A 26,998-nucleotide genomic window follows, 5' to 3' on the forward strand; every position below is an offset into this window, starting at 1 on the left:
GCCGGGTGCGCCCGCAACGGCCACGGACGGCAGGTCGGATCGCCTCGGACCGGTCGCCTCACACCACGGGACGGGTGGCGCGGACCACGTCGTAGACGCCCGGCACGCCGCGCATGGCCCGCATGAGGGCCGGCAGCGCCGTGGCGTCCGGCAGCCGCAGCGTGTACCGGTGCCGCACCCGCTGCTCCCGCGGCGGCTCGACGTCGGCGGAGATGACGGCGGCGCCCTGCACGGCGATGGCCTCGGTCAGGTCGGCCAGCAACCGGGGCCGTCCGAACGCCTCGGCCAGCAGCGTCACCCGGCACCCGCCTCCGCCGGCCTCCCAGCGGACGGGAACGGGCCGGCGCCCCGCCGCCGTCATCCGCCCCGCGACGGCGCAGGCGTCGCGGTGCACGGTGACGGCGCCGCCGCGTACCGGGAAGCCCGTGACCGGGTCGGGGGGCACCGGCGTGCAGCACCGGGCGAGCCGCACCGGGCGGTCCGGCAGGTCCACCGCCACGGCGGCCCGCTCCGCACCGGGAGCGGGCGACGGACGCCCGGCACCACCCGGCCCGGACGCGTCCGCCACCGGCCCGGGCGCGGCCTCGGCCGGGGCGCTGCCTTCGGGGTGGGCCTCCAGCCACCGGCGGACGGCGATCCGCGCGGCGGGCGTGCGGACGTGTTCGAGCCAGTCCGGGGAGGGCCCCGAGGCGCCCTCCGGGGCGAGCAGCAGGTGGAGGGCGTCCCCGTCCCGCAGGACGGTGCCGAGCGTGGTGAGCCGTCCGTCGACGCGGGCCCCGATGCAGGTGTGCGCCCGGGGCCCGTACCGCGCGTAGGCGGCGTCGAGGCAGGTGGCCCCGGCGGGGAGGTGCAGGGTGCCGCCGCCGCAGAAGACGGTGACCTCACGGTCCTGCGCCAGGTCCTCCCGCAGGTGGGCCCAGAACGTGTCGGGGTCGGGGGCGTCGCTCTGCCACTCCAGCAGCCGGGACAACCAGCCCGGCCTGGTCGGGTCGGCCCGCTCCGCCTCGCTGCCACGCGCCCCGGCCGACCCGTCGGCGGTGCCCTCGGCGTCGTCGGCGCCCTCGACGGGAGCGCGGCGATGCGGGTCGCCGAGCGCGATGACGCCCGCCTCGGCGACCCGGTGCATGCGGTGGGTGCGGATCAGAACCTCCGCCACCCGGCCCTCCGTGTCGGCGAACGCCGTGTGCAGGGACTGGTAGAGGTTGAACTTCGGGACCGCGATGAAGTCCTTGAACTCGGAGATCACCGGGGTGAAGCAGGTGTGCAGCTCCCCGAGCACGGCGTAGCAGTCGGCGTCGTCCTCGACGAGGATGAGGAGCCGTCCGAAGTCGCAGGGGCCCAGCGGCCCGCGTTTCATCACGGCGCGGTGCACGGACAGGGCGTGCCGCGGCCGGATCTGCACCTCGGCGCTGACCGGGGAGTCCCGCAGCACGCCGCGCACGGCGTCGGCGACGGCCCGGAGCGGATCGGGCCCGGCCGTGTGGGCCCGCATGATCTCCCGGGTGTGCGCGTAGCTCTCCGGGTGGAGGATCTGGAACGCCAGGTCCTCCAGCTCCGTCTTGAGTGCCTGGACGCCGAGCCGTTCGGCGAGCGGGATGAGCACGTCCCGCGTCACCTTGGCGATCCGGGCCTGCTTCTCCGGCCGCATGACGCCGAGGGTGCGCATGTTGTGCAGCCGGTCGGCGAGCTTGACGGTCATGACGCGGACGTCGTTGCCGGTGGCGACGAGCATCTTGCGGAACGTCTCCGGCTCGGCGGCGGCGCCGTAGTCGACCTTCTCGAGTTTGGTGACGCCGTCCACGAGGTAGGCCACCTCGGCGCCGAACTCGGCGCGCACCTGGTCCAGCGTGACGTCGGTGTCCTCCACCGTGTCGTGCAGCAGCGACGCCGTCAGCGTCGTCGTCTCCGCGCCGAGCTGCGCCAGGATGAGGGTCACGGCCAGCGGGTGCGTGATGTACGGTTCGCCGCTCTTGCGCATCTGCCCACGGTGCGAGGACTCGGCCAGGAGGTAGGCCCGGCACAGCGGTGCGAGGTCGGCGCGCGGGTGGTGGGCGCGGTGGGCCTGGGCCACGTGCTCCAGGGCGTCCGGGAGGCCGCCGCGCGGGGCGGAGCCGCTCATCGCAGCCCGGCTGAGTTTTCTCAGGCCCCGTACCGCGCTCAAGGCAGCCCCCTGTCCAGGTGTCGCACCGTCAGTTGCTCGATGCTACCGACCTCACCACGTGGCACCCCGTGGGTGGTGCCGCCCGACGGAGGGATCACCCCATCGGGCGATACCCGCGTCCCGCGTGGCGAGTTGAGGCACGCACCGGCGGCACGCTAGGCCGCGAGCCAGCCCGGCACCCTAGGCCGCGAGCCAGCCCGGCTCGACGAGGCCCTCGGCGACGATGACGGCCGGGCCGGTCATCTCGATCTCGCCGTCGGGGCGCTCGGTGATCTCCAGCCGCCCTCCCGGCACGTCCACCGTGTACGTCACCGGCACGCCCCGCACGGCGGGGTCCGCCCCGTCCCGGCGGGCGGCGGCGACCATGACGGCGCAGGCCCCCGTGCCGCAGGAGCGGGTCTCGCCCGAGCCGCGCTCGTGCACGCGCAGCGCGACGTGCCCGGGGCCACGGTCGACGACGAACTCGACGTTCGTGCCCTCCGGGTAGGCGGTCGCCGGAGCCACGAGCGGGGCCTCCAGCAGGTGCCCGGCGTCCGCGAGGTCGGCGACGAAGGCGACGGCGTGCGGATTGCCCATGTTCACGTTGCGGGCCGGCCAGGTGCGCTCCCCCACCGTGACGGTGACCGGCGCGTCCTCCTGCGGCGGCAGCGTCGCCCGGCCCATGCCGACGGTGACCCGTCCGTCCTCCCCCAGCCGGACGTGCCGGACACCGGCCCGGGTGGCGACGGCGAACGCCTCGTCCTTCACCAGGCCGGCGCGGTGCAGGTAGCGGGCGAAGACCCGGACGCCGTTGCCGCACATCTCGGCGATGCTGCCGTCGCTGTTGCGGTAGTCCATGAACCACTCGGCCGTCGCCGCCATCGCCCGCGCCTCGGGGTGCGCGGCGGACCGCACCACGTGCAGCACCCCGTCGGCACCCAGACCCGCCCGGCGGTCGCACAGCCGCGCCACCGTGCGGGCCGGCAGCTCCACCAGCCCCTCGGGGTCGGGCAGGATCACGAAGTCGTTCTCGGTGCCGTGGCCCTTGAGGAAGACCAGAGGGGCGGGGGGCTGCGGTGCGGTGCTCACACGGCGATCGTACGGGAGCCGGCACGGCGCGACCGCCCGGCCGCGACCGCACGGGGCACGCCGCCGGGGCGGTGCCGTCGCCGGGTGCGGCCGTCGGTCTACCGGAGGCGGGCCACCCGCCACACCGCCAGCGCGACGAGCACGAGGCAGACCGACGCGTACAGGGTCACGACGCGCCAGTCGGGGCGCTCCCCCGAGCCACGGGCGGGCATGCCGGGCCAGGCGTGCCCGACGCGGCGCGCCGCCATCAGGCCCCAGCCCGCCGCGCAGCCGGTGATCAGCAGGCCCAGCATCGCGACGACGGCGCCGCCGTCGCCGATGTCGAAGGCGAGGGGGAAGGCGAACATCAGCGAGCCCAGCACGGCGAGGCCGACGATCGGGGCGAGCTGCCACAGTCGCAGCCGGCGCGGTGGCCGCAGCTCCGCGTACGACTCCTCGGGGTACGGCTCCCCTTCGCCGTCGTCGGGGACGCCGTCCACCGCGAACCGGGCCGCGGGCACCTCGACCGTCCCGGACATTCCGTCGGTCCCGACGCGCGCGGACGTCACCGCGCTCTCGCGGGAGCCCTCGTGCACCCGCGTCGCGGGGCCCGGCTCCCGTCCCGGTTCGTCGCCGCCACGAGGGCCGGCATCCGTCGCCACGTGCCCTCCCGAATCACCACGGCATTGCGGCTAGAGCGTCGATGATGGCACGTCGGACCTGCCGGTCAGCGCTCTCCGGGCGTCCCGATGCCATGACGTGATCAGGCTGTGACCGCCCGTTCGACCAGCGACAGCGCGTGTCCGTTGAGGCTGCCTCGGTCCTCCGCCGCACCGCTCAGCCAGTGCACGCGATCGTCCCGGCGGAACCACGAGTCCTGGCGCCGCGCGAAGCGCTTGGTGGCCCGCACCGTCTCCCGGCGGGCGTCCTCCTCGGCGCACTCCCCGGCGAGCGCCGCCAGCACCTGCTGGTACCCCAGGGCGCGGGAGGCCGTCCGGCCCTCCCGGAGCCCCACCGCCTCCAGCGCGCGGACCTCCTCGACCAGCCCCGCCTCCCACATGACGTCCACCCGGCGGGCGATCCGCTCGTCCAACTCGGGCCGGGGCACGTCGACCCCGACGTACAGCGTGTCGTACACGTCCCGCCGGGCGCCCGGCTCGGGCAACTGCGCGGTGAAGGGACGCCCGGTGATCTCGATGACCTCCAGCGCGCGCACGATCCGGCGGCCGTTGCCGGGCAGGATGGCCGCCGCGGCGGCGGGGTCGGCGGCGGCGAGGCGGCGGTGCAGCTCCCCGGGTCCGTGCTCGTCGAGCTCCGCCTCCAGCCGGGACCGTACCGCCGGATCGGTGCCGGGGAACTCCAGCGCGTCCAGCGCCCCGCGCACGTACAGCCCGGACCCGCCCACGAGCACCGGCGTGCGGCCGCGCGCGAGCAGGCCGTCGATCTCCTTCCGGGCCAGGCGCTGGTACTCCGCGACGCTCGCGGTGACCGTCACGTCCCAGACGTCGAGCAGCCGGTGCGGAACGCCCCGCCGCTCCTCCCGGGTCAGTTTGGCCGTGCCGATGTCCATGCCCCGGTAGAGCTGCATCGAGTCGGCGTTGACGACCTCGCCGCCCAGCGCACGGGCGAGCGCCACGCCGAGGTCGGACTTGCCGGCGGCGGTCGGGCCGACCACGGCGACGACCTGCGGGGCGGAGGGGGAGGGAGGGGGGCTCTTCACACCGGCCAGTCTCCCAAACCGGGCCGCCCCCTCACGAACGGGCGACGTGACGCCACCCGGGCACCGTCGTTGCGCTTCACAGAGGTGGTGGCGCGCGAGCCGCACCCGCACGATGGGGAGTTGTCATGGGCGTACTGAGCTGGTTCCGCAGGAAGCCGACCGACGGGTCGTCCGGGGCGGGAGCCGATGCCCCCGACGCCACCGGGCAGGAAACCGCCGCCGGAGCGGCCGGGAGTGGGGGCGCCGACGCCGCCGACACGTGTGCGGCGCAACCCCGGGGGAACACGTCCGAGGACGGCGCGGGGAACCCTGAGGGGCCCGCCGCCGTTGCCACGAGGACGGACGGCGCGCCGGGGGAGGCTCGGGAGGACGTGGAGATCCCCCAGCAGCAGTCCGCCAGTGAAGCCGCTGCCACCGAAAGCGGCGACGGTGCCCGTACATGAGATCCGACGTCGAGGAAGGTGACTGCGATGAGCATGCTGGACAAGCTCAAGGGGTTGCTCGTCAAGCATGAGAGCAAGGTCGGCCAGGCCGTCGACAGAGCGGCGCAGATGGCCGACAAGAAGACCAAGGGCAAGTACAGCGGCCAGTTGCGGACGGGCAGCCAGAAGGCCCGCCAGGCCGTGGACCGGCTGGCCGACGAACAGCGGCGGCGCGGGCCGGGCGGCCCCGGCGGTCACCCCGGCCCCGGCGGTCCGGGCCCCGGCGGTCAGCCGGGCGGGCCGCGCTGACGTCCGCCACGTCCCCCGTCCGCCGTGTCGGCCGAGTGACCAGCAGGGTCACGCGGCCGACGCGGCGGACATCCGGGGTCAGGACCAGCACGCCACGAGGTATCCGACGCCGTAGGGCGCGCGGTCGTAGAGCAGCTTGCCGGTGAGCCGGGTCCGTCCGGCGGCTGCGGCGAGCACCTGCCAGCCGGCCCGGCCGGAGGCCTGGAGCTCGTAGCCGAGTTCGGGGTCGAGGGCGGCCAGCGCCCCGGTGTCGGCGGCGCCGAGGGCCCGCGCGACCTCCGCGTCGAACGCGGCGGCCCGCTCGTCGAAGTAGCCGGGTGCCTTGAGCGTGCGGCAGGCGCTGCCGTCGCCCATGACGAGCAGCGCGACGCGGTCGCCGTCCCCGGCCAGCTCGCGGCCCGTGGCGGCGCACCGCTCGGGCGTCAGCGTCTCCGCCACACCGCGCCCCGTGACCGGGGCGGCCCGCCAGCCGTGGTGGTCGAGGAGCCAGGCGGCCACGGCCAGGGAGGGCGGCAGCCGGCGGTCCCCGCCGTCGCCCTGACCGAGCGGGACCGCGAGGTCCACGCCGTAGCCGTGGAAAGAGCCGCGGCTGCCCGGCGGGTACGTCCCCCGGGCCAGCGGATTGGCGGGCCCGACGACGACGAGGCGGTCGGGGCGGGCGGCGGCCAGCGCGTCCAGGGCCTCGGCGCAGGCGGCGCGGGCGTCGTCCATCTCGGGTGCGGCGCCCTTGGCGACCTCGGGCACCAGCAGTGGGGGGCAGGGGCAGGCGGCGGCAGCGGCAAGCATGGGCGGCAGCCTAGCGCCGTGGGGACGCCGTGCCCCCGTATCCGGCGCGGATCGGCATATTCGGCAACGGGTGCGGTCCGTCGCCCGACGGGGCGTCCCCGACCCGTCGCCCGGCGACGGAGGGGCCCGCCGTCAGCAGGCCCGGCAGCCGTCGCCCTGCGCGGCGGGCTGCGCGGCGGGCGCTCCCACCGTGGGCAGACCGAGCATGACGCCCGAGGGTGCGGGTGCCGCGGTGCGGGCCTCCCAGGCGTCACCGGCGCGCGTGCGCCGGACGGCGAGCGCCGGGCCCTCCGCCAGCAGGTGGTGGGGGGCGGCGTAGGTGACCTCGACGCTCACCATGTCGCCGGGGCGCACCGGCTCCTCGGGACGCGCGAAGTGCACCAGCCGGTTGTCGGCGGCCCGGCCGGACAGCCGTCGGGTGGCCTCGTCCTTGCGCCCCTCGCCCTCGGCGACCAGCACCTCCAACGTCCGGCCGACCTGCGCCCTGTTCTCGGCCCAGGAGATCTCCTCCTGGAGGGCCACCAGGCGCTCATAGCGCTCCTGGACGACCGCCTTGGGGATCTGGCCGTCCATCTCGGCGGCCGGGGTGCCCGGACGCTTGGAGTACTGGAAGGTGAACGCCTGCGCGAAGCGGGCCTCCCGGACGACGTGCAGGGTCTCCTGGAAGTCCTCCTCGGTCTCGCCGGGGAAGCCCACGATGATGTCCGTCGAGATCGCCGCCTGCGGCATCGCCACCCGCACGTTCTCGATGATCTTCAGGAAGCGCTCCTGCCGGTAGGAGCGCCGCATGTCCTTCAGCACCTTGGAGGAGCCGGACTGCAGCGGCATGTGGAGCTGCGGCATGACGTTCGGCGTCTCCGCCATGGCGGCGATGACGTCGTCGGTGAAGTCACGCGGGTGGGGCGAGGTGAAGCGGACGCGCTCCAGCCCCTCGATCTCCCCGCAGGCACGCAGCAGCTTGCCGAACGCCTCCCGGTCGCCGATGTCGCTGCCGTAGGCGTTCACGTTCTGGCCGAGGAGGGTGATCTCGATGACGCCCTCGGAGACCAGCGCCTCGATCTCGGCGAGAATGTCGCCGGTCCTGCGGTCCTTCTCCTTGCCGCGCAGCTGCGGCACGATGCAGAACGTGCACGTGTTGTTGCACCCGACGGAGACCGACACCCACGCCGCGTAGGCCGACTCCCGGCGCGTGGGCAGGGTGGAGGGGAACGCCTCCAGCGACTCGGCGATCTCGACCTGCGCCTCCCGCCGCACGCGGGCCCGCTCCAGCAGCACCGGCAGCTTGCCGACGTTGTGGGTACCGAAGACGACGTCCACCCAGGGCGCCTTCTTCACGATCGTGTCGCGGTCCTTCTGGGCCAGGCACCCGCCCACCGCGATCTGCATGCCGGGCCGGGCGGCCTTCCTGGGCGCCAGCTGACCGAGGTTCCCGTACAGCCGGTTGTCGGCGTTCTCCCGCACCGCACAGGTGTTGAAGACGACGACATCGGCGCCGTCGGCCCCCTCGGGCGCGCGCACATAGCCGGCGTCCTCCAGCAGACCGGCCATCCGCTCGGAGTCGTGGACGTTCATCTGGCAGCCGAAGGTGCGCAGCTCATAAGTCTTCGCAGTCATCTCAGTCGACCAGGGTACGCGTTCCCCCGAGCCCCCCGCCCCTCCGGTGCACGTACCTGCCGCCCGGCGGAGCGCGGATGGCAGGATCGGCCCATGGCCACCCTCCGCATCCGCCGCCTCGGCCGGCGCCGGGCGCTCGAAGCCGCCGCCGCGCTGGTCGCGCTCGCGCTGCTCGCGTGGTGGCTGCTGCCCGCCGACGACCCGGCCCCCGGCGGCCGGGTCACGTTCGCCACGGGGGTGCCGACGGGCGTCTACGAGCGCTACGGCGCCCTGCTGGAGCAGCGCGTGCGGACGGAGTTGCCGGAGCTGGAGATCGAGCTGCGGCCGAGCCAGGGCTCCGTGGAGAACATCCGGCGCGTGCTCTCCGGCGAGGCGGACTTCACCATCGCCCAGGCCGACGCCGTCGCCGCCCACCTCCGTGCGGGCGGCGAGGACGCCGCGCGGCTGCGGGCCTGTGCACGGCTCTACGACGACTACATCCAACTCGTCGTTCCCGCCGACTCCCCCGTCCGCACGGCCGCCGACCTGGCGGGGCTGCGGGTCGGGGTCGGCGAGCTGGAGTCCGGGGTGCGGCCCATCGCCCGCCGGCTGCTCACCGCCGCCGGGCTGGACCCGGACCGGGACGTGACCACCGTGCACGAGGGCATCGACACCATGCCGGGCATGCTCGAAGGCGGCCGGCTCGACGCCTTCTTCTGGAGCGGAGGGCTGCCCACCGGCGCCGTCCAGAGCCTCGCCGCCCGCAGCGACGTCCGGCTCGTCGGCCTGGGCGACCTGGTGCCCGCGCTGCACGCCCAGGACCCCGTCGCCCGGCACTACCGCGCGGCCGTCATGCCCGCCGACGCCTACCCCGAGGTGCAGCGCGGCGAAGGGGTGGAGACGGTCGCCGTGGCCAACCTGCTGGTGACGGCGCAGCGGGTGGACCCGGACGTGACCGCCGGACTGACGCGCGTCCTCATCCGCAGCCGGGACCGCATCGCCCACGAGGTCCACGCCGCCCAGCGTGTGGACCTGCGCACCGCCATCTACACCGACCCGCTCCCCCTGCACGAAGGGGCCAGGCGCTACTACCGCGCGGTCAAGCCCTGACGTCCGCGCCGTCACCACCGGCGAGCCGCACGACGCTCGCGTGCAGTGCCGCCGCGTCCACGCCCGGCAGCGCCGCCGCCAGGTGCCCGTCCGGACGGACCAGCAGGACGCTGTGCGCCTCGGCGCCCGGGTACGCCTCGGCGACCAGCAGTTCGGCGGGGAGCGGCAACCCGCGCACGGCCGCCGCGAGCTGAGGCATGACGCCCGCGTTCCGCCAGTGCCGGCTCTCCCACACGCCCGTGCCGGGCGCCACGAGCACCACCAGCAGGCGTCGGCCCAGCCGACCGCGCAGCGGCTGCCGCTCCCCGCCCGGCGGGGTCACCGGAACGTCGGCGGCCGGCCGTCCCAGCTCGGCGGAGACCGGCATCCCCGGCAGGGCGGCCGACGTCAGCGGGGATGCCGCGTACGCCCCGGGCGCACCCAGCGGGCCCCGGCCCGCGTGGCCGTCGGTGAGCAGCCCGAGCGGCCCCCGGCCACCGGGAAGGAGGGAACGCAGACCGCTGCCGCCCTGCACCAGGGGCAGCGCCTGGTCCAGGGCACGCAGCCGGGCGACCGAGACGCCGCGCCGCTCGCTCTCGTAGGTGTCCAGCAGCGCGTCCGTCGCCGCACCGCCCTTGCCGTGCCAGGCGACGGCCAGCTTCCAGGCCAGGTTGTCGGCGTCGCGCAGCCCCTCGTCGACACTCTGGGTGCCGAGCGCGCCCAGCAGCCGCGCGGCGTCCCCGGCCAGGAAGGCGCGCCCGCACCGCCAGCGGCGGGCCAGCCGCTGGTGCGCCGTGTGGACGCCGGTGTCCAGCAACTCGTAGGCGGGCGTACCGTCCTGCGGCCCCGCCTCCTCCGACCAGGCCGCCAGCGTGCTCTCGATCCGCCGCAGCAGGTCCTCGGGGGTGACGAGATCCCCGCGCGGCGGCAGCCGCCAGTCCAGCCGCCACCGGCCACCGGGCAGCGAGCGGGCGCTGACCTCGCCGGCGCCGTCCGGCGGATCGCGGTGCAGCAGTGCCTCGTCCGGCCAGGGCAGCGGCACGCGCAGGGCGGCGACCGCCCGGCGCTCGACCGACGTCCGGCCCGGGAAGCGGACGCCGAGCAGCTTGCGGACGGTCGAGCGGGCTCCGTCGCAGCCGACGAGGTAGCTCCCCGACCACGTGGCGCCCAGCCCGCCGGAGGTACGGGCCCGCACGCCGGAGGCGTGCTGCTCCAGCTCCGTCAGACGGCGGCCGGGGACGAAGTCGACGAGCCCGCTGCCGCGCACGGCGGCCGTGAGCGCGCCGGTCAGGGTGTGCTGCGGCAGGTGGAAGGGCGCGTCGCCCGGCGCGAAGTCCTCCTGGTCCAGGCACTGACGGCGGCGCAGCGTGCGCCAGACGCGCCAGTGGGTGCCCGGCAGCGCGGCCGGGCCGGCCAGCCGCTGGGCGAGTGCGGCGGTGTCGGGCCGCAGGACGCAGGTGCGCGCCGGGCGGACGGGCGCCTCCCCGTCCCCCGTCTCCAGCAGCACCGACGGCACCTCGTGCCGTGCGAGCGCCAGCGCCAGCGCCAGCCCCACCGGGCCCGCGCCGACCACGATCACCGGCTCCACCGCACCCCGTTCCGACGCCTCGGTCCGTGCCGGGGGTCCCCGACGGGGACGGGAGTGGGGGCCGGGGGCCGGACGCCGTGCGTGATCACACCCGTATGCAACCCACTGCCCGTGCAACCGTCAAGTGACGGCCGCCCGGGCAGCGGGTTGCGTGGAGGGGACGGAACCCCTCAGGTCCGGTCGGTCTGCCCGCCCCGCTCCGTCACCGGCTCGGGGCCGACGTTCTCCAGCTCCTCCAGCTGTTCGGTGCCGAGGACCGCGCCGGAGGACTTGCGGCCCTGCCGGATGCGCCGTTCCAGCCAACTCGCGCCACTGGTCAGGGCGAAGTTGAGCACGATGAACAGCACGCCGACGAAGAGGTAGGCGGCGATGGGGTTCGAGTAGTTGACCGTGATCAGGTCGCCTTGGCGCAGCAGCTCACTGAAGCCGAGCACCGCCCCACCGAGCGCGGTGTCCTTCACGATGACGACCAGCTGGCTGACGATGGCCGGAAGCATCGCCGTGACCGCCTGCGGAAGCAGGACGAAGGTCATGACCTGCCACTTGCGCATCCCGATCGCCTGCGCGGCGTCCGTCTGGCCGCGCGGCAGGGACAGGATGCCCGCCCGCACGACCTCGGCGAGCACCGAGGCGTTGTACAGCACCAGGCCGGTGACGACCGCGTACAGCGGCCGGACGTCGGAGTCGACGTTCGTCCACATCGCGTAGGCCTCGTTCGCGAAGACCATGAGGAGCAGCACCGGAATGGCTCGGAAGAACTCCACGATCGCGCCCGCGGTGCTGCGGACCCAGGCGTGGTCCGAGAGTCGCGCGATGCCGAGCACGGCGCCCAGCGGCAGCGCGATGGCCATCGCGAGAGCCGCCGCCTTCAGGGTGTTGACCAGCCCGGGCAGCAGGAACGTCGTCCACACCCGCGAGTCGGTGAAGAACGGGGACCACTTGTCGGCCTCCAGCTCCCCCGCGTCACCCAGCGTCCGCAGCACCCAGTAGAGCGCGGCGCCGAGCACGACGAGGAACCCGACCGTGTAGAGGACGTTGCGGACCTTGGCACGCGGCCCCGGCGTGTCGTACAGGACGGAACTCATCGCTTCACCGCCACGCGCTTGCTGAGCCAGCCGAGCACCAGGCCGGTGGGAAGGGTGAGCACGATGAACCCGAAGGCGAACACCGCGAAGACCAGCAGGATCGCGTCGGACTCATTCTCGATCATCTCCTTCATCAGCAACGCCGCCTCGGCGACACCGATGGCCGCGGCGACCGTCGTGTTCTTGGTGAGGGCGATGAGGACGTTCGCCAGTGGCGCCACCACCGAACGGAAGGCCTGCGGCAGCACGATCGACCACAGCACCTGGAAGAAGCTGAGACCCAGCGCGCGGGCCGCCTCCGCCTGGCCGAGGCCGACGGTGTTGATCCCCGACCGCAGCGCCTCGCAGACGAAGGTCGCCGTGTAGGCGGCCAGCCCCAGGACGGCCAGCCGGAAGTTGATCGATTCGATATCGCCCTCGGCACCCAGCGTGATGCCGAGCGAGTTGTACAGGCCGAGGGACGTGAAGACGATGATGAGCGTCAGCGGGGTGTTCCGCACGACGTTCACGTACGCCGTGCCGAAGGCCCGCATCACCGGGACGGGGCTGACCCGCATACCGGCCAGGACCGTGCCCCAGACCAGGGCTCCGATCCCGGAGAAGACGGTGAGCTGCACCGTCAGCCAGAACGCCCCGAGCAGGTTGTACTGAGGCGAATCAAGGAAATCGAACACTGTCTACCGCGCTCTCACCTCATGGAAGGCGGGGCGCGCCGGGCGGAATCCGACGCGCCCCGTGGCTTTGTCTGACCGCCGCCGGGTCAGCTCTTCTCGGTGATCTCCGGAGCCTCGCCCGGGTCGTAGCCGGCCGGGCCGAAGTGCTTGTCCACGGCCTCCTTCCAGGAGCCGTCCTCGACCATCTTCTCCAGGGCCGCGTTGACCTTCTCCTGCATCTCGGTGTCGCCCTTCTTCAGGCCGATGCCGTAGTTCTCGTCGCTCAGGCTGAGGCCGGCGAGCTTGAACTGACCCTCGTAGTTCTCCTGCGCGGCGTACCCGGCCAGGATGGCGTCGTCCGTGGTCAGCGCGTCGACGGTGCCCTTGCTGAGGCCGTCCAGGCACTTGGAGTAGGTGTCGAACTCCTGCAGCTCGGCCTCGGGTGCCAGCTCGTTCTTGACGTTCTGCGCGGACGTCGAACCACCGACCGAGCAGAGGTTCTTGTCGTTCAGGTCCGAGGCGTCGGTGATCGCCGTCTCGTCCGAGCGGATCAGCAGGTCCTGGTGCGCGATGAGGTAGGGGCCGGCGAAGCTGACCTTCTCCTTGCGCTCGTCGGTGATGGAGTACGTGGCCGCAATCATGTCCACGTCACCACGGCTGAGCAGGTTCTCCCGCTCCGGGCTCGGCGACTGCTTCCACTCGATGTCCTCGGCCTCGTAGCCGAGCTCCTTGGCGACGTACGTCGCCACATCGACGTCGAAGCCCTCGTAGGCGCCGTCCGGCGTCTTCAGGCCGAGACCCGGCTGGTCGAACTTGATGCCGATCGTGATCGTGTCGTCACTCCCGCTGTCCCCGCCACAGGCGGTGGCGGAGACGGCGAGGGCGAGCGCGGCGGCGACGGCGGCACCGGTCTTGCGGAATCTCATGTGGTTTCCCTTGGTGAAGTGGTGGGCGGGGCCCGTACGGTCGTTCAGTGCGCGAGGATCTTCGAGAGGAAGTCCTTCGCCCGGTCGCTGCGCGGGTTGCTGAAGAACTGGTCCGGCGTCGCCTCCTCGACGATCCGCCCGTCGGCCATGAAGACCACGCGGTTCGCCGCGGACCGGGCGAAGCCCATCTCGTGGGTGACGACGACCATCGTCATGCCGTCCCGGGCCAGTTGCTGCATGACCTCGAGGACCTCGTTGATCATCTCGGGGTCGAGCGCGGAGGTCGGCTCGTCGAAGAGCATCACCTTCGGCTCCATGGCCAGGGCGCGGGCGATGGCCACGCGCTGCTGCTGGCCGCCGGAGAGCTGGGCGGGGTACTTGTCGGCCTGGTTGCCCACGCCGACCCGGTCCAGCAGGGCGCGGGCCCGTTCCTCGGCCTCGGCCTTCGGCGTCCTGCGCACCTTCGTCTGACCCAGCGTGACGTTCTGCAGGACCGTCTTGTGGGCGAAGAGGTTGAACGACTGGAAGACCATGCCCACGTCCGCGCGCAACCTGGCCAGTTCCTTGCCCTCGGCAGGGAGCGGCTTCCCGTCGATGCTGATCGACCCCGAGTCGATCGTCTCCAGGCGGTTGATGGTGCGGCACAGGGTGGACTTGCCGGACCCGGAAGGACCGATCACGACGACCACTTCGCCCCGGGCGATGGTCAGGTCGATGTCCTGGAGCACGTGCAACGCGCCGAAGTGCTTGTTGACGTTGTCCAGTACGACCAGGGGTTCCGCCGGGTCCGCCGTGCCTCCGGCGTCCTTGGTCACCGATACTGCGCTCATCGGCGTCACTCGCTCCGTCCTCGTCGGTTGGTGGGACCTTAGTGACCGGCTCGGAGCAGCGTCATCACATCTGAGCGGAACTTGAGCATAACGATCCAGCCACGCGCCACGACGGTGCGTGAGGGGGCCGCACGGCCGCGTACCGGCTGCATAACGGAACGCCCGGCGGCCCGGAACCGCCTTGACGTGCGGCGTCGCCGTCGGCGTGGATGCAGGCGGGCTTCCCCCCGAGGCGTTCGGCGGGACAATGGGGGCCGCGTAGGCACACGATGAGCACAGGGACGGAGGCGGTATGCGCGTGCTGCTCGTCGAGGACGACGACCACGTCGCCGCCGCGCTGTCCGCCGTGCTCGCCCGGCACGGCTTCACCGTCGTCCACGCGCGCAGCGGCGCGGAGGCCCTGGAGCAGGTCCTGCCCTCCGAAGGCGGCACGTCCTTCGACGTGGTCCTGCTCGACCTCGGCCTTCCCGACCAGGACGGCTTCGAGGTCTGCGGCCGTATCCGGCGCTGCACCGCCGTCCCCGTGATCATGGTGACAGCCCGCGCCGACGTGCGTTCGCGCGTCCACGGGCTCAACCTCGGGGCCGACGACTACGTCGTGAAGCCCTACGACACCGGGGAACTCCTCGCCCGCATCCACGCCGTCAGCCGCCGGACGGCCCACGGTGAGGGGCCCGCGCCCTCCCTCGCCGCCGCCGGGGAGGGCGAGCGGGAGGCGGACCCCGGGCTGCGGCTCGGGCCGGTGCTGATCGAGACCGCCGGACGCCGCGTCACGGTCGCGGGCGAGGCCGTCGCCCTCACCCGCAAGGAGTTCGACCTGCTGGCGCTGCTCGCCCAGCGCCCGGGCGTCGTCTACCGGCGGGAACAGATCATCAGCGAGGTGTGGCGGACCAGCTGGGAGGGCACCGGCCGCACGCTCGAAGTGCACGTGGCCTCGCTGCGGTCCAAGCTCGGCCTGCCGGCACTCATCGAGACCGTGCGCGGCGTCGGCTACCGGCTGTCGGTGCCAGACGACCCGCCCCGGTAACGTTCCGCCGGTGCGCGCCCGTCTGCTGCCCCTGCTCATCGTCCTGATGGCCGGTGTGCTCCTCGCCCTGGGCTTCCCCCTCGCCGCCAGCATGGCCGCGGCCGAGCAGCAGCGCCTCGTCGTCGACCGCATCGACGACACCGCCCGCTTCGCCTCGCTCGCCCAGTTCGTCACCTCGCGGCCGGGAGAGGTCTCGCAGCCGACGGCCGAGGCCCGCATCGAGGACGGCAACCGCGACGAACGCCTCTCCACCCTCACCGACGAGCTGGCCCGCTACCACGACCTCTACGGCATCAACGCCGGGGTCTTCTTCCGGGACGGGCAGGCCATGGCCGCCTCCCCCGGGGGCTGGCGCGTGCCGGACACCGGGGCGGGCGCCGACGCGTTCGCCGAGGCCCTGGCCGGGCGGCGCAGCCACGATCCGCCCCAGGTGTGGCCCTGGCAGACACACCGCATCGCCGTCGCCTCCCCCGTCATCCGGGACGGCGACGTGGTGGCCGTCGTGCTCACCGACTCCCCCACCGGGCAACTGCGCTCCCGCATCCTGCGCGACTGGGTACCGCTGGCCGCCGGGGAGGCGGCCGCGATGCTGCTCGCCCTCGCGGCGGCGGCCCGGCTCTCGGGGTGGGTGCTGCGCCCCGTGCGCGACCTGGACAAGGCGACGCACGACATCGCCACCGGACGGCTCACCTCGCGGGTGGCCGCCGCCGGGGGGCCGCCCGAGCTGCGTCGGCTGGCGCACTCCTTCAACGAGATGGCCGACCACGTGGAGGACATCCTGGAGCAGCAGCGCGCCTTCGTCGCCGACGCCTCGCACCAGCTGCGGAACCCGCTGTCCGCGCTGCTGCTGCGCATCGAGCTGCTGGGGCTGGAGCTACCGGGCGACCGCGCGGGCTTCGAGGCCGTACAGACGGAGGGCAAGCGGCTGGCCCGCGTGCTGGACGACCTGCTGGGCCTGGCGACGGCGGAGCACAGCCGCGCGGACCTGCGGCTGACCGACGTCGGAGCGCTGGCCACGGAGCGCATCGCCGCGTGGCGCCCGGTGGCGGAACGCGAAGGGGTGGAGCTCGGCCGGGAGGGACCGGCCGCCCTGACGGCGTGGGCCGATCCGATCGCACTGTCGAGCGCGCTGGACGCCGTGGTGGACAACGCCGTGAAGTTCACACCGCGCGGCAAGGCGGTGACCGTCGCCGTCGCGGCTGCGGGTGACCACGTCACCGTGGAGGTGGCCGACGAGGGCCCGGGGCTCACCGAGGACGAGCTCGACCGGATCGGTGACCGGTTCTGGCGCAGCGGCCGCCATCAGAACGTCTCCGGCTCCGGGCTCGGACTCTCCATCGCCCGGGCCCTGCTCGCGGCCGGTGACGCGTCGATCGCCTACTCACCCCGTGTGCCGCAGGGGCTGTGCGTCACACTCACCCTCCCCCGGTCGGGGCCCTGAGTCAGGTGTCCGGGAGGTACTCCTCCCACTCGGTGGCGTCCTCCTCCTGGTGCTCGGCCTCCTCCACCAGGGCCTGCCGGACGACGCGCAGCGCCAAGCCCTCCGGATACCCCTTGCGGGCAAGCATGGCGGCGAGGCGGCGCAGCCGCCGCTCCGGCGCCAGCCCCCGGGTGGTCCGGAGCTTCCGCTCCACCAGGGCGCGTGCCGTCTCCTCCTCCTGCTCGGCGTCCAGCTGCCCCAGCGCGCCGTCGATCACCGAGGAGTCCACGCCCTTGGTGCGGAGCTCCCGCGCGAGCGCCCGGCGGGCGAGGCCCCGGCCGCGGTGACGGGACTCCACCCAGGCGTCGGCGAACCCCGCGTCGTCGATGAGGCCGACCTCCTCGAAACGGGTCAGCACCTCCTCGGCCGCCTCGTCGGGAATGCCGCGTTTGCGCAGCGCCTCCGCGAGCTGACTGCGCGTGCGGGGCGTCCCGGTGAGCAGCCGCAGGCAGATCGCCCGCGCCTGCTCCGCCGGATCGCGCGGCCCGGACGGTGCCGCCTCCTCGGCCCTCGACGAGGAGACGGCACCGCCGTTCTCGGGTGCCGGGGCGCCCCCCGGCCAGTCCGTCCGCCGTGTCATACCGGGGCGTCCGGACTAGCTCTTGGCCGCGGTACCGGCGGCCTTGGCGGACTTCCCCTTCGCGGCCGCCACCGGAGCGGCCTTCGCGACCGGGTCCGCGAGGCCGGGGGCGGGGGCGGGGGCGGTGCCCGGAGCGGCGTCCTCGCCGGGCTCGGCAGCGGGCTCCTCGGCGCGGACGCCGATGCCGAGCTTCTCCTTGATCTTCTTCTCGATCTCGTTGGCCAGGTCCGGGTTGTCACGCAGGAAGTTGCGGGCGTTCTCCTTGCCCTGGCCGAGCTGGTCGCCCTCGTAGGTGTACCAGGCGCCCGACTTGCGGATGAAGCCGTGCTCCACGCCCATGTCGATGAGGCCACCCTCACGGCTGATGCCGATGCCGTAGAGGATGTCGAACTCGGCCTGCTTGAACGGGGGCGCGACCTTGTTCTTCACGACCTTGACGCGGGTGCGGTTGCCGACCGCGTCGGTACCGTCCTTGAGTGTCTCGATCCGCCGGATGTCGAGACGCACCGAGGAGTAGAACTTCAACGCCCGGCCACCGGTCGTCGTCTCGGGAGAGCCGAACATCACTCCGACCTTCTCGCGGAGCTGGTTGATGAAGATCGCCGTCGTCTTCGACTGGTGGAGTGCGCCGGTGATCTTGCGGAGCGCCTGGCTCATCAGCCGTGCCTGGAGGCCGACGTGGGAGTCACCCATCTCGCCCTCGATCTCGGCGCGGGGCACCAGGGCGGCCACCGAGTCGACCACGATGAGGTCGAGCGCGCCGGACCGGATGAGCATGTCGGTGATCTCCAGCGCCTGCTCGCCGTTGTCCGGCTGCGAGAGGATCAGCTGGTCGACGTCGACCCCGAGCTTCTTGGCGTACTCGGGGTCCAGCGCGTGCTCGGCGTCGACGAAGGCGACGGTGCCGCCGGCCTTCTGCGCGTTCGCCACGGCGTGCAGGGTGAGCGTCGTCTTACCGCTGGACTCCGGGCCGTAGACCTCCACCACACGGCCGCGCGGCAGGCCGCCGACCCCCAGGGCCACGTCCAGCGCCGTCGACCCGGTGGGGATGACCTCGATGGGCTCGTTCGGCCGCTCACCGAGACGCATCACGGCGCCCTTGCCGAACTGCCGTTCAATCTGTGCGAGCGCGGCGTCGAGCGCCTTCTCGCGGTCGGTTCCTGCCATGGGTGCCACCGGTTTCTGGTTCGATCGCTTCACATCCGGGACGCTAGCGGCTGCCACTGACAATCGGGCCACCCAGGTCCTCTCCCCGACCCGCGTGCGGGCCTGCCTGCTGGGGTCGGAGACCGGGAAGGGCCAGGAGCGCTTCCGCCGCCTCCATGGGAATCCATGTTCGATTTTTGTGTCAAGTGAACCCGCCGACCCTGTGGAGACCGAAGAATCCCCAGCTCACAGCCCTGATCGCGCTCCTTGTGGACCCTCGCGCCACCCGAAGGGGTGAGATGAGGTGGGCACAGGCTGACGTCAACGCAGCTCGGCGGGGACGTCCATCGCCGCGCACACCGCGCGCCAGACGTCCTTCGCGTTCCACCCGGCCTCCAGCGCCTCCCGCACCGTACGACCGCCCAACTCGGACATGACGTGGTCGCGCGCGAAGGAGTCGGCGTACGCCGGGCCGAAGTGCGCCGTCATCCGCTCCCAGAAGTCCGTCAGCCGCATGCGTCCAGTATCGCGCAGGCCGCGCGGGCGCCCGACCGTCAGCCATCCCGGCTCGCACACCGACGGTGAACATGGTCCCCGGCTCCGCCCCTCCGCCGCCGGAGGTGGAGCGGCGACGGAGCGGGCCGCTGTCGGTACCCCGGTGCACGATGGGGGCATGGCTCACGCTGCCACCGACGCACTCGACGACTTCTCCCCCGCCACCCGCGCGTGGTTCACCGGGGCCTTCCGTGCGCCCACGGCGGCGCAGGAGGGGGCCTGGCGGGCGCTCGCGGAGGGGTCGGACGCCCTGGTCGTCGCGCCGACGGGCTCGGGGAAGACGCTGGCCGCGTTCCTGGCGTCGCTGGACCGGCTGGCGGCCGCGGCCCCGCCCGCCGAGCCGCTGAAGCGGTGCCGCGTGCTGTACGTGTCACCGCTGAAGGCGCTGGCGGTGGACGTCGAGCGCAACCTGCGGAGCCCGCTGACCGGCATCCGGCAGGAGGCGCTGCGGCTCGGCATGCCGGAGCCGGACGTGCGCGTGGCGATCCGCTCCGGGGACACCCCGGCGGCCGACCGGCGGGCGATGGCCCGCCGTCCGCCGGACATCCTGATCACGACACCCGAGTCGCTGTTCCTCATGCTCACCTCGCAGGCGCGGGAGGCGCTCGGCGGCGTGGAGACGGTGATCCTCGACGAGGTGCACGCCGTGGCGGGCACCAAGCGCGGGGCCCACCTGGCGCTCTCCCTGGAACGGCTGGACGCGCTGCTCGACCGCCCCGCACGCCGGATCGGACTGTCGGCCACGGTCCGCCCGGTGGAGGAGGTCGCGCGCTTCCTCTCCCCGCAGCGGCCCGTGACGATCGTGCAGCCCCCGGCGGAGAAGGAGTTCGCCCTCCAGGTGGTCGTGCCGGTGGAGGACATGGGCGAGCTCGGCGGCTCCCCGGTGGCTGACGGCGGCGAGGGGGGCGACAGACCGTCCATCTGGCCGTCGGTGGAGGAGCGCATCTGCGACCTCGTGCAGGCCCACCGTTCGACGATCGTCTTCGTCAACTCCCGCCGCCTCGCGGAGCGGCTGTGCAACCGGCTGAACGAGATCGCCTACGAGCGGGCCACCGGCGAACCGCTGCCGAAGGACCACGCGCCCGCCGAGCTGATGGGCGGTTCCGGCGCGGCGGAGGGCGCCCCGCCGGTGCTGGCCCGGGCGCACCACGGGTCGGTGTCGAAGGAGCAGCGCGCCCTGGTGGAGGAGGATCTCAAGGCCGGGCGGCTGCCGGCGGTGGTCGCCACCTCCAGCCTGGAGCTGGGCATCGACATGGGGGCGGTGGACCTCGTCGTCCAGGTGGAGTCGCCGCCGTCGGTGGCGTCGGGGCTGCAGCGCGTGGGCCGGGCGGGGCACCAGGTGGGGGCGGTGTCGGCGGGCGTCGTCTTCCCGAAGTACCGGGGGGACCTGGTGCAGTCGGCGGTCGTGACGGAGCGGATGCGGCAGGGTGCGATCGAGGCGCTGCGCGTTCCGGCCAACCCGCTGGACGTGCTGGCGCAGCAGATCGTGGCGATCACCGCGATGGACGTGTGGGACGTGACGGAGCTGCTGTCCCTGGTGCGGCGGGCCGCTCCGTTCGCGGCGCTGCCGGAGTCGGCGTTCACCGGCGTGCTGGACATGCTGGCGGGCCGCTATCCGTCGGACGCGTTCGCCGAGCTGCGGCCCCGCGTCGTGTGGGACCGGGTGGCGGGGACGGTGAGCGCGCGGCCGGGGGCGCAGCGGCTCGCCGTCACCTCGGGCGGCACCATCCCCGACCGGGGCCTGTTCGGTGTCTTCCTCGCCGGGGCGGACCCGAAGCGGGGCGGCGGCCGGGTCGGCGAGCTGGACGAGGAGATGGTGTACGAGTCCCGGGTGGGGGACGTGTTCACGCTGGGTACGACGTCCTGGCGCATCGAGGACATCACGCGGGACCGGGTGCTCGTCTCCCCCGCCCCCGGAGTGCCGGGCCGGCTGCCGTTCTGGAAGGGCGACCAGCTGGGGCGTCCACTGGAGCTGGGCCGGGCGTTGGGGGCGTTCCTGCGCGAGGTGGGCGCGCTGGAGGAGGCGGCGGCGCGCGAGCGGCTGACCGCGGCCGGTCTGGACGGGCTGGCGGTCGGAAACCTGCTCGCGTACCTGGCGGAGCAGCGCGCGGCGTGCGGGCACGTGCCGGACGATCGCACGATCGTGGTGGAGCGGTTCCGGGACGAGCTGGGTGACTGGCGGGTGGTGGTGCACTCGCCGTTCGGTGCCCAGGTGCACGCGCCGTGGGCGCTGGCGCTGGGGGCCCGGCTGACCGAGCGCTACGGTCTGGACGCCCAGGTGATGCACGCCGATGACGGGATCGTGCTGCGGCTGCCGGACGCGGACCTGCTGGGCCTGGACACCCCGGACGGCGCGCTGGAGCCGGACCGGTCCTTCGACGCCGAGCAGGCGCCGGTGGGCGCGCAGGACGTGCTCTTCGACCACGGTGAGGTCGACGGGATCGTCACCGAGCAGGTGGGCGGTTCGGCGCTGTTCGCCGCACGGTTCCGGGAGTGCGCGGCGCGGGCGCTGCTGCTGCCGCGCCGCGACCCGGGGCGGCGGACGCCGCTGTGGCAGCAGCGCCGCCGTGCCTCACAGCTCCTCGAGGTGGCGAGCGGGTTCGGTTCGTTCCCGATCGTGCTGGAGGCGGTGCGCGAGTGCCTGCAGGACGTGTTCGACGTGCCCGGGCTGACCGAGCTGATGGGGGACGTCGCGGCCCGCCGGGTGCGGTTGGTGGAGGTGACCACGCGGGAGCCGTCGCCGTTCGCCCGTTCGCTGCTGTTCGGGTACGTGGCGCAGTTCCTCTACGAGGGCGACACCCCGCTGGCCGAGCGGCGCGCCGCCGCCCTCTCGCTGGACTCCCGGCTGCTCGCCGAGCTGCTGGGCCGGGCGGAGCTGCGGGAACTGCTGGACGCGGGGGTGCTGGCGGAGCTGGAGGCGGAGCTCCAGTGGCGCACAAAGGACCGGCGGGTCAAGGACGTGGAAGGGGTGGCGGACGCCCTGCGGGTGCTCGGGCCGCTCACGGACGAGGAGCTGGGCGAGCGCGGTGCCGAGCCGGGTTGGGGGGCGGAGCTGGCGGCGGCGCGGCGGGCGGTCGCCGTGCGGATCGCCGGGCGGGAGCACTGGGCCGCGGTGGAGGACTCCGGGCGGCTCCGGGACGCCCTGGGGGTCGCCCTGCCGGTCGGTGTGCCGGAGGCGTTCACCGAGCCGGTGCCCGATCCGCTGGGGGACCTGCTGGCCCGGTTCGCCCGGACGCACGGTCCGTTCACGACCGCCCGGGCCGCCGCCCGGTTCGGGCTGGGGCAGGCGGTGGTCGACGGGCAGCTGCACCGGATGGCCGCCGAGGGCCGGCTGCTGCGGGGCGAGTTCCATCCGGCGGGGGCCGGTCAGGAGTGGTGCGACCCGGCGGTGCTGCGCAGGCTGCGGCGGCGGTCGCTGGCCGCCCTGCGGCAGGAGCTGGAGCCGGTGCCCGGGCCGGTCCTGGCGGCGTTCCTGCCCCGCTGGCAGCACGTGGGGGCCGGTGGACTGCGCGGCGTCGACGGCCTGGCGCGCGCCGTGGAGCAGCTACAGGGCGCCGCCGTTCCGGCGTCGGCGTTGGAGCGGCTGGTGCTGCCGGGGCGGGTCGTCGGGTACGAGCCCGCGATGCTGGACGAGCTGACGACGACCGGTGAGGTCCTGTGGGCGGGTGCCGGGACGCTCCCCGGCAAGGACGGCTGGGTCGCGCTGTACCCCGCGGACAACGCGCCGCTCCTGCTCCCCGAGCCGCACCCGCTCGAGCTGACGTCCCGCCACCGGGCCGTGCTGGCGGCGCTGGAGGGCGGGTACGGCCTGTTCTTCCGGCAGATCGCCGAGCAGGTGCGGGCGGTGGAGCCGGAGGTGACGGACCTGCTGCTGGCCGAGACGGTGTGGGAGCTGGCCTGGTCGGGGCGGCTCACCAACGACTCGCTGGCGCCGCTGCGGGCCCTGCTGGGCTCGGGGCGCACCGCCGGGTCGACGGCACACCGGGCGAAGCGGGCGGTGCCGCGCGGCCGGTACGGCTCGCTGGGGGTGCGGACGGCGTCGCGGAACGGGCCGCCCACCGTCGCGGGCCGCTGGTCGCTGCTGCCGGAGCGGGCTGAGGACGCCACGCTGCGGGCCCACGCCTCGGCGCGTACGCTGCTCGACCGGCACGGTGTCGTCACGCGCGGTGCGGTGGCGGCCGAAGGGGTGCCGGGCGGCTTCGCGGCGGCCTACCGGGTGCTGTCCGCGTTCGAGGAGAGCGGTCAGGCGCGGCGCGGGTACGTCGTGGAGCACCTGGGTGCGGCCCAGTTCGCGATGGACGGCGCGGTGGACCGGCTGCGGGCCGTCCACACCGCCCGGGAACGGGAGCGGGAGCAGCGGGCCGTGGTGCTGGCGGCGGCCGATCCGGCGAACGCCTACGGGGCGGCGCTGCCGTGGCCGGAGCCGCCGGAGGGCGCGGGTCACAAGCCGGGACGCAAGGCGGGGGCGCTCGTCGTGCTGGTCGACGGCGAGCTGGCCCTGTATCTGGAGCGTGGCGGCCGGTCGCTGCTGGCGTGGAGCGAGGGGGCCGCGCTGGAGGCGGCCACGGCGGCGCTGGCCGGTGCCGCCCGGTCCGGGTTGCTGGGCGCGCTCACCGTCGAGCGGGCCAACGGTGCGCCGGTACTGACCTCACCGCTCGGCGGCGTCCTGGAGTCGGCCGGGTTCCACGCCACGCCGCGCGGGCTGCGGCTGCGGCCGTAGGAAGGGGGCGGGATGCCGGAGGGTGACACCGTGTGGCGCACGGCGCGACGTCTACACGTGGCGCTGTCCGGGGCGCGGCTGAGCCGGGGGGAGCTGCGGGTGCCAGCCTTCGCCACGGCCGACCTCGCGGGGCGGGAGGTGCTGGAGACGCTGCCGCGCGGCAAGCACCTGCTGACGCGGCTGAGCGGTGGGCTGACCCTGCACTCGCACCTGCGGATGGACGGCGCGTGGCGGCTGTACGCGGCCGGGGAGCGCTGGACGGGCGGGCCTGGCCACCAGATCCGCGCGGTGCTGGAGAACGCGGAGCGGGCCGCCGTCGGCTACCGGCTGCCCGTCCTGGAGCTGCTGCCGACGCGGGAGGAGGAGCGCGTCGTCGGGCATCTCGGCCCGGATCTGCTCGGTCCGGACTGGGACGCGGCCGAGGCCCTGCGTCGGCTGCGGTCCGCGCCGGGCCGGGAGGTGGGCGAGGCGTTGCTGGACCAGCGCAACCTGGCGGGCGTGGGCAACGTGTACCGGTCCGAGCTGTGCTTCATGGCGCGCGTTCCGCCGTGGACGCCGGTGAGCGAGGTGGCGTCGCTGGACCGGATCGTCGATCTGGCCCGGCGGCTCCTGGACGTCAACAAGGCCCGCGCGGACCGGGTGACCACCGGCGACCGGCGGCGCGGGCGGCAGCTGTGGGTGTACGGGCGGCAGCACCGGCCGTGCCTGCGGTGCGGGACGCCGGTGGCGCGCCGGGAGGCCGCCGGGCCACCGGGGGCGCCGCGCCCGGTGTACTGGTGCCCCCGGTGCCAGCCGGAGGCGCCGGGACGCCGGGCGGCGCCGGGGTCCTGACGGGACGACGTGGGCGCCCGCCCCGCGTCGTCGGCGCCCACGTCAGGGCGACGGGGCTCCGGTGAGGCGGGACCGGGTACGGGCGCGCGCGGCGGGCGGCAGGGTGGCCAGGATGTCGGCGAGCGTGACGCCGTCCAGGCTGCCGCGCCACGCCTGGTGCGCGTCGGCCATCTTCTGCGCGAGCACGCAGGTGCGGCGGCACTCGTCCGGGGGCAGTGCGCCGCTGCCCTGTTGCCGGATCTCCCGGCACTCGTAGGGCGAGGAGGTCCCGTCGACAGCCTCGACGAGCGCGAGCAGCGTGATCGCGGCGGGTGGCCGCGCCAGCCGGAAGCCTCCCCTGGGCCCGGTCGCCGCGCTCAGCAGCCCGGCTTTGACGAGCGCCTTCAGCTGCTTGGCGAGGTAGGCGGGCGGCAGGTCGAAGTACTGGGCGAGCTGCGCCGTGGACGCGCTGGTGCCGGGCTCGAGCTGCGCCAGCGTCGTGGCGCAGTGCAGGACCCATTCGGTGCTCGCTGGCAGCTTCACGCCTTCGAGTCTAATACTCGCTATTATGGATCTCCATAGTCCATAATGTGTCCACCGAAGAAGGGGAGACCAGCATGCGCATCGCAGTCGCCGGAGCCACGGGGAACATCGGGGCCCGCACCGTCACCGCCCTGGAGCAACAGGGGCACGACGTCGTCCGCATCAGCCGCTCGCTCGGCGTGGACCTGCAGACCGGTGAGGGGCTCGACGCCGCCCTCGACGGCGTTCAGGCCGTCGTCGACACGACGAACGCGCCCCCCGCCGACCGGGCCGCGTCCGTGGCCTACTTCGGCACCACCACCCGCACGCTGCTCGCCGCCGAGGAGCGGGCGGGCGTCCGGCACCACGTCCTGCTGTCGATCGTCGGAGTCGGCCGCACCCAGGGCAACGCGCACTACGCCGGCAAGCGGGAACAGGAGCGTCTGGTCGCCGACGGCCCGGTGCCGTGGACGATCGTCCCGACGACGCAGTTCCACGACTTCGCCGCGATGGTGACGAGCTGGACCGAGCAGGACGGCGCCGCCACGGTCGCACCGCTGCTCGTCCAGCCCGTCGCCCCCGCCGACGTGGCCGCGGTGCTCGCCGAGGTCGCGGCCGGGACGCCGCAGGGGCGCCACGTCGACGTGGCCGGCCCGGAGACCCAGGATCTCGTGGACATGGCCCGACGCACCAACCAGGCGCGGGGCCGCGAGGTGCGGCTCGTCCCGACCTGGTCGGGGGCCTTCGGCACCGCCATGGCCGGTGACGTGCTGCTGCCCGGGGAGGACGCCCGCATCATGCCCACGACGTTCGAGAAGTGGCTCGCCGAACAGCACTGAACGACCGCGGACGATCCACCGGCACGGCAGGGCGCGTGACACACGAACGCCGGGCGGGCTGCGAAGGCAGCCCGCCCGGCGTTCGTGTGCGGTGCGTCCGTGAGCCCGGGCTCACGGCATCGCGCGGAGCCTCAGGCGGCGACGACGTCCACGGCCTCCTGGGGCCGCTTGATCGTCACGCGCTCGTCGGGACGGCCGGTGACGGAGGTGACCGACACCGGGTTGAGTACGGGCCGCATCGGCGCCGGCACCGCATCGCCGGCGGCCGACTGGGCCAGCTCGGCCAGGGCCAGCTCGTCGCTGACCTCGCGCATCAATTCGGACATCGGTACGTCCAGTGCGTCGCAGATGGACGACAGCAGCTCGGAGGAAGCCTCCTTCTGCCCCCGCTCCACTTCCGACAGGTAACCGAGTGAGACGCGCGCGGATGCGGAGACTTCGCGCAGGGTACGGCCCTGACGCTGGCGCTGCCGACGGAGCACGTCACCCAGCAGGCGACGGAGCAGAATCATCGGTGGCTCCCTCCTCGGACCGTGGACCTGAATCCTTCATGCCCCACCGTACCGCCTACAACCGCGGCCGTGCGGGGAGCGATGTCGTGTTCACTCAGGGCTGCAAACATCCCTTACCCCCGCTCTGTTCCGTATCCTGTCCCCCGCGATTTTCCCGCAGTTCCGTGCGGAGCAGGTCGAGAGCGGCTCGGACGCTGCCCTCGCGGACCGCTCTCCTGTCCCCCGCCAGGTCCAGCCGGCGGGCGGCCACGGCGCCACCGGGACCGGCGACGGCGATGTGCACCGTGCCGACCGGCTTCCCGTCCTGCTGTTCCGGACCGGCGACGCCCGTGGTGGCCACGCCCCAGTGGGTACCCAGCAATCGGCGAACACCACGTGCCATCTGGCGGGCGACCTCGGGGTGCACCGCCCCCTCGCGGGCGAGCAGGTCGGCGTCGACGCCGAGGAGCTGCTGCTTGAGTTCGGTGGCGTACGCCGTCACCGAGCCGCGGAAACCACGGGAGGCCCCGGGGGCGGCCGTCAGCGCCGCGGCGACGAGCCCGCCGGTGAGGGACTCGGCGGCGCCCGCCGTCTCCCCCCGGTGCACCAGCAGGTCCAG

The 26,998-nt window shown here is 74.1% G+C and carries 24 protein-coding genes; 7 read left to right on the forward strand and 17 right to left on the reverse strand.

Annotated features, from left to right (window positions below):
- Positions 1 to 58: 58 nt before the first annotated feature.
- From V6D49_RS04440 to miaA, 4 genes are all read right to left on the reverse strand, one after another.
- Positions 59 to 2,119 (reverse strand): RelA/SpoT family protein, encoded by a 2,061-nt coding sequence (locus tag V6D49_RS04440; protein ID WP_340557298.1) that lies wholly within the window; start codon positions 2,117 to 2,119, stop codon positions 59 to 61.
- A 222-nt stretch (positions 2,120 to 2,341) separates the two neighbouring features.
- On the reverse strand, positions 2,342 to 3,229 hold the full coding sequence (gene dapF / locus V6D49_RS04445) for a diaminopimelate epimerase (protein ID WP_340557300.1): 888 nt from the start codon (positions 3,227 to 3,229) through the stop codon (positions 2,342 to 2,344).
- Positions 3,230 to 3,327: 98 nt separating this feature from the next.
- Complete coding sequence (locus V6D49_RS04450) at positions 3,328 to 3,747, reverse strand: hypothetical protein (protein WP_340563677.1); 420 nt, start codon at positions 3,745 to 3,747, stop codon at positions 3,328 to 3,330.
- A 224-nt stretch (positions 3,748 to 3,971) separates the two neighbouring features.
- Positions 3,972 to 4,928, reverse strand: coding sequence for a tRNA (adenosine(37)-N6)-dimethylallyltransferase MiaA (gene miaA / locus V6D49_RS04455; RefSeq protein WP_340557302.1), 957 nt, complete (start codon positions 4,926 to 4,928; stop codon positions 3,972 to 3,974).
- Between the two features lie 470 nt (positions 4,929 to 5,398).
- Between miaA and V6D49_RS04460 the strand changes: the two genes are divergently transcribed.
- Positions 5,399 to 5,659, forward strand: coding sequence for an antitoxin (locus tag V6D49_RS04460; RefSeq protein WP_340557303.1), 261 nt, complete (start codon positions 5,399 to 5,401; stop codon positions 5,657 to 5,659).
- A 78-nt stretch (positions 5,660 to 5,737) separates the two neighbouring features.
- Here the strand turns inward: V6D49_RS04460 and V6D49_RS04465 are convergent, their stop codons facing one another.
- Positions 5,738 to 6,445: a class III extradiol dioxygenase subunit B-like domain-containing protein gene (locus V6D49_RS04465; protein WP_340557305.1), complete on the reverse strand. Its 708-nt coding sequence runs from the start codon at positions 6,443 to 6,445 to the stop codon at positions 5,738 to 5,740.
- A gap of 132 nt (positions 6,446 to 6,577) precedes the next feature.
- Positions 6,578 to 8,059, reverse strand: a complete 1,482-nt coding sequence (gene miaB, locus V6D49_RS04470) for a tRNA (N6-isopentenyl adenosine(37)-C2)-methylthiotransferase MiaB (RefSeq protein WP_340557306.1) — start codon at positions 8,057 to 8,059, stop codon at positions 6,578 to 6,580.
- A 93-nt stretch (positions 8,060 to 8,152) separates the two neighbouring features.
- Between miaB and V6D49_RS04475 the strand changes: the two genes are divergently transcribed.
- Positions 8,153 to 9,148: a TAXI family TRAP transporter solute-binding subunit gene (locus V6D49_RS04475; protein WP_340557307.1), complete on the forward strand. Its 996-nt coding sequence runs from the start codon at positions 8,153 to 8,155 to the stop codon at positions 9,146 to 9,148.
- Here V6D49_RS04475 and V6D49_RS04480 read toward each other — a convergent pair.
- The 5 genes from V6D49_RS04480 to V6D49_RS04500 form a co-directional block, all read right to left on the reverse strand.
- Positions 9,138 to 10,715 (reverse strand): FAD-dependent monooxygenase, encoded by a 1,578-nt coding sequence (locus V6D49_RS04480; protein ID WP_340557309.1) that lies wholly within the window; start codon positions 10,713 to 10,715, stop codon positions 9,138 to 9,140. The two genes, V6D49_RS04475 and V6D49_RS04480, sit on opposite strands and share 11 nt — an antisense overlap.
- Positions 10,716 to 10,885: 170 nt before the next feature.
- A complete protein-coding gene (locus V6D49_RS04485) occupies positions 10,886 to 11,800 on the reverse strand; it encodes an amino acid ABC transporter permease (protein ID WP_340557311.1) in 915 nt (304 codons plus the stop codon).
- Positions 11,797 to 12,474 carry an amino acid ABC transporter permease gene (locus V6D49_RS04490; protein ID WP_340557313.1) on the reverse strand — a complete coding sequence of 226 codons (678 nt, stop codon included), beginning with the start codon at positions 12,472 to 12,474 and terminating at the stop codon, positions 11,797 to 11,799. The genes V6D49_RS04485 and V6D49_RS04490 overlap by 4 nt, the downstream gene beginning before the upstream one ends.
- An 86-nt stretch (positions 12,475 to 12,560) precedes the next feature.
- Positions 12,561 to 13,379: a glutamate ABC transporter substrate-binding protein gene (locus V6D49_RS04495; RefSeq protein WP_340557316.1), complete on the reverse strand. Its 819-nt coding sequence runs from the start codon at positions 13,377 to 13,379 to the stop codon at positions 12,561 to 12,563.
- 44 nt (positions 13,380 to 13,423) lie between these two features.
- Positions 13,424 to 14,209 (reverse strand): amino acid ABC transporter ATP-binding protein, encoded by a 786-nt coding sequence (locus tag V6D49_RS04500; RefSeq protein WP_340557318.1) that lies wholly within the window; start codon positions 14,207 to 14,209, stop codon positions 13,424 to 13,426.
- Between the two features lie 292 nt (positions 14,210 to 14,501).
- Here V6D49_RS04500 and V6D49_RS04505 point away from each other — a divergent pair, with 292 nt between their 5' ends.
- Both V6D49_RS04505 and V6D49_RS04510 read left to right on the forward strand, forming a co-directional pair.
- Positions 14,502 to 15,236, forward strand: a complete 735-nt coding sequence (locus tag V6D49_RS04505; protein WP_340557320.1) for a response regulator transcription factor — start codon at positions 14,502 to 14,504, stop codon at positions 15,234 to 15,236.
- Between the two features lie 10 nt (positions 15,237 to 15,246).
- Positions 15,247 to 16,677, forward strand: coding sequence for a sensor histidine kinase (locus V6D49_RS04510; protein ID WP_340557321.1), 1,431 nt, complete (start codon positions 15,247 to 15,249; stop codon positions 16,675 to 16,677).
- 1 nt (position 16,678) lies between these two features.
- Here the strand turns inward: V6D49_RS04510 and recX are convergent, their stop codons facing one another.
- From recX to V6D49_RS04525, 3 genes are all read right to left on the reverse strand, one after another.
- Positions 16,679 to 17,296 carry a recombination regulator RecX gene (recX, locus tag V6D49_RS04515; protein ID WP_340557323.1) on the reverse strand — a complete coding sequence of 206 codons (618 nt, stop codon included), beginning with the start codon at positions 17,294 to 17,296 and terminating at the stop codon, positions 16,679 to 16,681.
- 15 nt (positions 17,297 to 17,311) lie between these two features.
- On the reverse strand, positions 17,312 to 18,463 hold the full coding sequence (gene recA, locus V6D49_RS04520; RefSeq protein ID WP_340557325.1) for a recombinase RecA: 1,152 nt from the start codon (positions 18,461 to 18,463) through the stop codon (positions 17,312 to 17,314).
- A gap of 300 nt (positions 18,464 to 18,763) precedes the next feature.
- On the reverse strand, positions 18,764 to 18,958 hold the full coding sequence (locus V6D49_RS04525; protein WP_340557327.1) for a DUF3046 domain-containing protein: 195 nt from the start codon (positions 18,956 to 18,958) through the stop codon (positions 18,764 to 18,766).
- 157 nt (positions 18,959 to 19,115) lie between these two features.
- On the opposite strand from V6D49_RS04525, the gene V6D49_RS04530 reads away from it, so the two are divergent.
- Together V6D49_RS04530 and V6D49_RS04535 are read left to right on the forward strand one after the other, a co-directional pair.
- Positions 19,116 to 23,717 carry an ATP-dependent helicase gene (locus V6D49_RS04530; RefSeq protein WP_340557329.1) on the forward strand — a complete coding sequence of 1,534 codons (4,602 nt, stop codon included), beginning with the start codon at positions 19,116 to 19,118 and terminating at the stop codon, positions 23,715 to 23,717.
- Between the two features lie 12 nt (positions 23,718 to 23,729).
- Complete coding sequence (locus V6D49_RS04535; protein WP_340557330.1) at positions 23,730 to 24,548, forward strand: Fpg/Nei family DNA glycosylase; 819 nt, start codon at positions 23,730 to 23,732, stop codon at positions 24,546 to 24,548.
- Positions 24,549 to 24,590: 42 nt separating this feature from the next.
- Here the strand turns inward: V6D49_RS04535 and V6D49_RS04540 are convergent, their stop codons facing one another.
- Positions 24,591 to 25,070 carry an RrF2 family transcriptional regulator gene (locus tag V6D49_RS04540; protein WP_340557331.1) on the reverse strand — a complete coding sequence of 160 codons (480 nt, stop codon included), beginning with the start codon at positions 25,068 to 25,070 and terminating at the stop codon, positions 24,591 to 24,593.
- Between the two features lie 74 nt (positions 25,071 to 25,144).
- Here V6D49_RS04540 and V6D49_RS04545 point away from each other — a divergent pair, with 74 nt between their 5' ends.
- Positions 25,145 to 25,888 carry an SDR family oxidoreductase gene (locus V6D49_RS04545; RefSeq protein WP_340557332.1) on the forward strand — a complete coding sequence of 248 codons (744 nt, stop codon included), beginning with the start codon at positions 25,145 to 25,147 and terminating at the stop codon, positions 25,886 to 25,888.
- Positions 25,889 to 26,019: 131 nt separating this feature from the next.
- Here the strand turns inward: V6D49_RS04545 and V6D49_RS04550 are convergent, their stop codons facing one another.
- Together V6D49_RS04550 and V6D49_RS04555 are read right to left on the reverse strand one after the other, a co-directional pair.
- Complete coding sequence (locus V6D49_RS04550; RefSeq protein WP_191209893.1) at positions 26,020 to 26,400, reverse strand: helix-turn-helix domain-containing protein; 381 nt, start codon at positions 26,398 to 26,400, stop codon at positions 26,020 to 26,022.
- Positions 26,401 to 26,494: 94 nt separating this feature from the next.
- Positions 26,495 to 26,998, reverse strand: coding sequence for a CinA family protein (locus V6D49_RS04555; RefSeq protein ID WP_445330617.1), 504 nt, complete (start codon positions 26,996 to 26,998; stop codon positions 26,495 to 26,497).

Origin of the sequence: Streptomyces sp. GSL17-111 (assembly GCF_037911585.1) — a bacterium.
GTDB lineage: Bacteria > Actinomycetota > Actinomycetes > Streptomycetales > Streptomycetaceae > Streptomyces.